The organism is Gluconobacter sp. P1C6_b, from assembly GCF_018811945.1.
In the GTDB taxonomy this organism is placed as follows: Bacteria; Pseudomonadota; Alphaproteobacteria; order Acetobacterales; family Acetobacteraceae; genus Gluconobacter.
Genome location: NZ_JACRVU010000050.1, coordinates 1 through 4,511 on the forward strand (window position 1 = coordinate 1; position 4,511 = coordinate 4,511).

General features: G+C 59.2%; 7 protein-coding genes and 1 other RNA gene. 2 read left to right on the forward strand and 6 right to left on the reverse strand.

The window, feature by feature from the left end; all coding sequences use genetic code 11:
- Positions 1–370: 370 nt before the first annotated feature.
- From KP701_RS15845 to KP701_RS15865, 5 genes are all read right to left on the reverse strand, one after another.
- Positions 371–1,186, reverse strand: a complete 816-nt coding sequence (locus KP701_RS15845; RefSeq protein ID WP_011251811.1) for a TIGR00282 family metallophosphoesterase — start codon at positions 1,184–1,186, stop codon at positions 371–373.
- 3 nt (positions 1,187–1,189) lie between these two features.
- Positions 1,190–1,777, reverse strand: a complete 588-nt coding sequence (locus KP701_RS15850; protein WP_215747882.1) for a 5-formyltetrahydrofolate cyclo-ligase — start codon at positions 1,775–1,777, stop codon at positions 1,190–1,192.
- A non-coding RNA gene (ssrS, locus tag KP701_RS15855) (6S RNA) lies at positions 1,764–1,920 on the reverse strand. Before ssrS ends, KP701_RS15850 begins: the two co-directional genes overlap by 14 nt.
- Before the next feature lie 49 nt (positions 1,921–1,969).
- Positions 1,970–2,314, reverse strand: coding sequence for a cell division protein ZapA (locus tag KP701_RS15860; RefSeq protein ID WP_172491715.1), 345 nt, complete (start codon positions 2,312–2,314; stop codon positions 1,970–1,972).
- Positions 2,315–2,317: 3 nt separating this feature from the next.
- A complete protein-coding gene (locus KP701_RS15865) occupies positions 2,318–2,551 on the reverse strand; it encodes a hypothetical protein (protein WP_049750714.1) in 234 nt (77 codons plus the stop codon).
- Positions 2,552–2,700: 149 nt separating this feature from the next.
- Between KP701_RS15865 and KP701_RS15870 the strand changes: the two genes are divergently transcribed.
- Together KP701_RS15870 and KP701_RS15875 are read left to right on the forward strand one after the other, a co-directional pair.
- Positions 2,701–3,018 carry a hypothetical protein gene (locus KP701_RS15870; protein ID WP_215747883.1) on the forward strand — a complete coding sequence of 106 codons (318 nt, stop codon included), beginning with the start codon at positions 2,701–2,703 and terminating at the stop codon, positions 3,016–3,018.
- The gene (locus tag KP701_RS15875; RefSeq protein ID WP_215747884.1) at positions 3,005–3,583 is read left to right on the forward strand and encodes a thiamine phosphate synthase; all 579 of its coding nucleotides are present in this window, start codon (positions 3,005–3,007) and stop codon (positions 3,581–3,583) included. The genes KP701_RS15870 and KP701_RS15875 overlap by 14 nt, the downstream gene beginning before the upstream one ends.
- Here the strand turns inward: KP701_RS15875 and KP701_RS15880 are convergent.
- Positions 3,554–4,339 carry a fasciclin domain-containing protein gene (locus KP701_RS15880; RefSeq protein ID WP_215747885.1) on the reverse strand — a complete coding sequence of 262 codons (786 nt, stop codon included), beginning with the start codon at positions 4,337–4,339 and terminating at the stop codon, positions 3,554–3,556. The two genes, KP701_RS15875 and KP701_RS15880, sit on opposite strands and share 30 nt — an antisense overlap.
- Positions 4,340–4,511 lie beyond the last annotated feature (172 nt).

The following is a 4,511-nucleotide window of genomic DNA, read 5'->3' on the forward strand; positions in this document are numbered from 1 at the left end:
ACCCAAATATCAAAAAACGTCAGGCTTTTCGAAGCATCTAAAAGATACATCATCCAACGTCCCGATACTCAGACCCAGGAACTTAATCCCAGATCACCAGCACCAAAACGCCGCCAACATATCCCTTCCAATTCCATATTCAATTTTCAAAGACCATCATCCCCGCCGCCCCAGAGCCCCTCAGAAGTGAGCCCCGCCGCGTCGGTGAACGGGCTTATACGGGGAGCTCACCAGAGTGTCAAACAGAATTCACAAGGCACTTATCAACAGGAAAAATGTCGGTTTTCTGCGAAAAAAGAGACTAACCCCCGTTATTCATTGCGAATCGCACTCGAAAAAAGGCGGATTTTTCTCAATTTTTCTGCTCTTCTCAGAAGTCGGGCCAGTTCGGAGCCAGATGCCCCCCCATTCGCAGCGGAGCCACCTTTCGGGCCAGCCCCGTTGCGTCATCTGTCTCCACCATCAGCCCACAAACCGTCGCCTCCCCTTCTGCCGGCTGCGGCCGATCCCCGGGAATCTTGCGAACCAGTCTGTGCAATGAGGCAGGCTTCCCCATTCCGATCACGCTATCGTAGTCGCCGCACATTCCAGCATCTGTCTGGTAAGCCGTACCGGCAGGCAGGATACGGTGATCGGCTGTTGGAACATGCGTATGCGTCCCCACCACGACAGAAGCCTTGCCGTCGAAATAGGCACCGAAGCCCATTTTCTCGCTGGTGGCTTCAGCGTGAACATCAATCAGGATCGCATGGACCGTCACCCCCAGACGATGCCGCGAGAGAATTTCGCTGACGACGCGAAAAGGGTCATCCAGCGGATCCATGAAGATGCGGCCCATCACGTTGATGACCAGTGCCCGGCGCCCACGACTGATTTCGACGATATGACTCCCCTGCCCCGGCGTTCCGGCAGGATAGTTGGCGGGTCTGACGATATGGGGGGCCTGATTGATGTAGCCGATCATGTCCCGCCGGTCCCAGGCATGGTTGCCCAGCGTGATCACATCGACACCGGCATTGTGCAGGTTCTTGGCAATATCGGGAGACAGGCCATATCCGTGTGACGCATTCTCTCCGTTGGCGACCACCAGATCCAGGGAGAGTTTCTGGCGCCAGTCGGCCAGGTTCCGGATTATGGCTTCACGCCCGCTACGCCCGATAATGTCGCCAAGAAACAGCAGTCTCAACAGTCAGTCTTTCATAGTGATTTTGGAAGGATCGGTCCTGATGATCCCGCGCTCGGTCACGATCGCGGGGATCGGAATATCGTAAGGACCTCTAGGGACACGATCGACCTGCTGTCCGGCAAAGCCGAAACCGATTGCCGGCACATCCAGCATGGCCAGAGTGCGATCATAGTAGCCGCCGCCATATCCGAGCCGATAGCCGGAAGCATCGAAGGCCAGAAACGGGACAAGAACCAGGTCCGGAATATCGATTTCACCCTCGGGATGTGAGGTCCCAAAGCGACCGGCCGCCATGATGCTGGCAGGGGTCCATCGCCGGAAGATCAGTGGGGAGCCTTTGGGCGTGGTTTCCGGCAGCAGAACCTGTCGCCCGGACGCCGAAAGAGTGTGGCAGAGTGGGCGGAGATCCACTTCTCCGGCCAGTGGCCAGACCGCCGCGACCCTATGAGCGGGTCGTGCCAGAATTTCTTTCAGGAGAAATTTTCGCAACACCGCTTCGTCATCAGAAGAAGCGGCCTGCCGTAACTGGGCCATTTTCAGGCGCAGCTCTTTTTTCAGAAGGTCGAAGTCGGAAATCTGTGGAGCCGCCAAAGCCGTTGGTCTTTTCAGCCCTCCTAGACCTGCAAGTGCAGGTGGGCACCGGTTAACGTGACCAGGGCCACGACAGAGCCAGTTCCCTAAGGAATGCTTATCGGCCCGGGGGATGATTTGCCTGACGCACCAGGCAGCTCCACGACCTATATTAGACTGTCCAGCCCGATGTTCAATGTAAACGTTGTAGAATCAGGACGCGCGCTCGAGTTCCGCAGCCAGAAGCTCCGCCTGCCCCGCCAGACGCGCCAGACGCTCCTGCCGTGCCCCCTCAAGCCGAAGGAGCTGCTCGGCCTGCTGGATCTGCGTTTCAGCCTGAGGTGAGATCTGCCGACGTTTCAGCTCGAAAATCTCATCGGCCATCAGCAGGGCGGCCATCATGAGCGTCTTGGATTCGCTTGCGGCCCCGCCCAGAGTCCGCGCCCGCTGGAGCCAGCCTTCCACATGACGGGCCATATCATAGAGATGGGCTTCTTCCCCATCCTGACACCCGACATTGTAGACGTAACCATTGAGACGAATGGATACCTGTCCCATCGGTCAGCCCTCCTTCCTGTCAAGCACGCCCTGAATGCGGGCGCACAGCGCGTCGATATTGGCCGCGAATTCCGAAAGATCAGGAGCGGAATGGAGCGCACGCTCGCAGGCTTCCTTCGCCAGCAGATGACGCTCGGACGCAGCGGCAATCCGCATCATCGCTTCCTCAAGACGCTCAACCGCCTTATCGTCCTGCCCATTACCTGTCTCGTTTACCGCCACGATCTTTCCGTTCATGCACTCATTCTGCCAGTAAATGCCCGATTAAAATGCCCAATACCGACCCGCTCCGGCAAGACCATCAGGAAAGACCCGATCCCGGCATGGGGTCAAGGACATCCCTGCCTGTTCACTACCCTGTTTTTATAATTCCGTCCCGTCAGGAGATGGATCAGCTGCTTCTGTCCTGGGATAAACCGTTTCTTGCCCTCTCCGTTGAAAGTGCAGGAAACGCGTTTGGCGGCGCATGGTGGCTCGAAGTCGTGGGATCACGGGCCGGACGGTCCATTCTGGACTGCGGCGCATCACCCGCAATCGCCCGGCAGGCGCTGGACGCCGGGATCGGCTGGGCCATCTGCCGGGTCAGCCCTGCCCAGTTCCGCGCTCTGGAAACGTATAACGATTATCGCGGACGTATCCTGACTGTCCGCCCGCCTAGCTCCCGCTGCCACAATCTGCGAGAACATCCCCATGACAGCCTGTGATCTCTACCCCGTTCTGCCTGCCGGTTTTAAGACGGACGCTGCCCTCGAGGTGCTCCGCGACATCCTCTTGCTGCCCGAAATAACGGCTCTTCGAATCCCCGCCGGATGGACCCCGGAGGCAACGCAGCTTTCACAGTTCGTAGACCTGCTGCATGCCAATGGCGTCGCCATGATCCTGGAAGTCGGGGGATCGCTGGCTGACACGCCGAAATCCCTTCTGGGGATCTGTGACGGACTTCACGCGGCCAACGTCGAGGACCTTGCAGGCCTGCGCAAGACGGTTGGAAGAGACATGCCGGTCGGCTGCCTGTGCACCAACCGCGACGATGCCATGAAATCTGGCGAATCGGGCGCCGATTACGTCGCGTTTCCGCCCGGCGATCTGGAGCTGGTGAAATGGTGGAGTTCCGTCATGGAACTGCCCGGGGTCGCCGAGAATATCCGGAACACGCAGGACGCCTCGTCCGCCATTACGGCAGGCGCCGACTTCCTTGCCATCCCACTTCAGTTCGATGGCAAGGATGCGGAGCGGTTTTCAGCGATGGCCGTGCTTGCTGCCGGCTGACGCGGGTTTCAGCACCGGAACGGGCAGAAGCGTATCCTGCGTGAAATAGAGAACGCCGTTGGACTGGGGAAAAGACCTGCTCCCCAAACGATTGGTCTGACCCGCCGTATTCTCAAGGATCAATTCGCCCGTCTGCGGGGAAAGCTGCACACCCAGCAGATCCCCGTACAGGGTCTTCAGCCCGATGGCGCGACCATGATTGCGCTGGATGGCCTTGCGCAGGGCGGCTTCATCCCATTTCCCGTGTGCAATCGTATAGCCCAGAATATGAGTGAGCTGCCCCCGATTGGCCGGAGCGAGCAGCCCACCTGGCCAGCGGGCGCTCAGGCGCTCCATGGCGGCATTCGGAATGGCAAAGAGCGTGTAGGGGCCCGGACCGCTGATCCAGGGATCAAGTTTCGCAACCTGGATGGCCTTGACGTAATCGGCGAGTTCCAGCGATCCCGCAATGTTCTCGTTGAGCGGGCGGTCTTCGTAAGACAGCATCGGCGGCGAATGATAGGCCACCGGGCTGTTGGGCGTGCCGTCCGGGCTGGGCTGATAGGCCTTGTCAGTGCTTCCGGGCATGAGGGCTGCGCGGGCGCTGATCTGGGTCTCGAAGTTGTCCTGATAGTTCTTCGTCCAGTCGGTGCCCTGCCAGTCAGGATCGCCGCAGGCGGAGAGCGAGGCCCCCAGAAGAAGCCCCACGCCGAGTTTCAGCCCCTTCCCCCAGCGTGGAAACCGTCCTGAAGAGAAAACATCGAGTCGCACATCCATGCCTGATCGCACCATCCTGTGAGCGGGAGAAACGACCATAGAGCAGGTTGGCTGAATCAGCACCCGTCCCCACGCATGGTCCATCCGACGACCTTGCCGCTGACCAGCTCGAAGGTCGTCTGACAGCTGGTGTTGTAATAGGTCGACGGGAAACCGCCACCCCATCCGCCCA

Bases quoted from the DNA above. Each gene is read 5' to 3' on its own strand.
- KP701_RS15870 (WP_215747883.1), top strand. From the start codon at position 2,701: ATGGATCAGCTGCTTCTGTCCTGGGATAAACCGTTTCTTGCCCTCTCC.
- KP701_RS15875 (WP_215747884.1), top strand. From the start codon at position 3,005: ATGACAGCCTGTGATCTCTACCCCGTTCTGCCTGCCGGTTTTAAGACG.
- KP701_RS15865 (WP_049750714.1), bottom strand. From the start codon at position 2,551: ATGAACGGAAAGATCGTGGCGGTAAACGAGACAGGTAATGGGCAGGAC.
- KP701_RS15860 (WP_172491715.1), bottom strand. From the start codon at position 2,314: ATGGGACAGGTATCCATTCGTCTCAATGGTTACGTCTACAATGTCGGG.
- KP701_RS15880 (WP_215747885.1), bottom strand. From the start codon at position 4,339: ATGGATGTGCGACTCGATGTTTTCTCTTCAGGACGGTTTCCACGCTGG.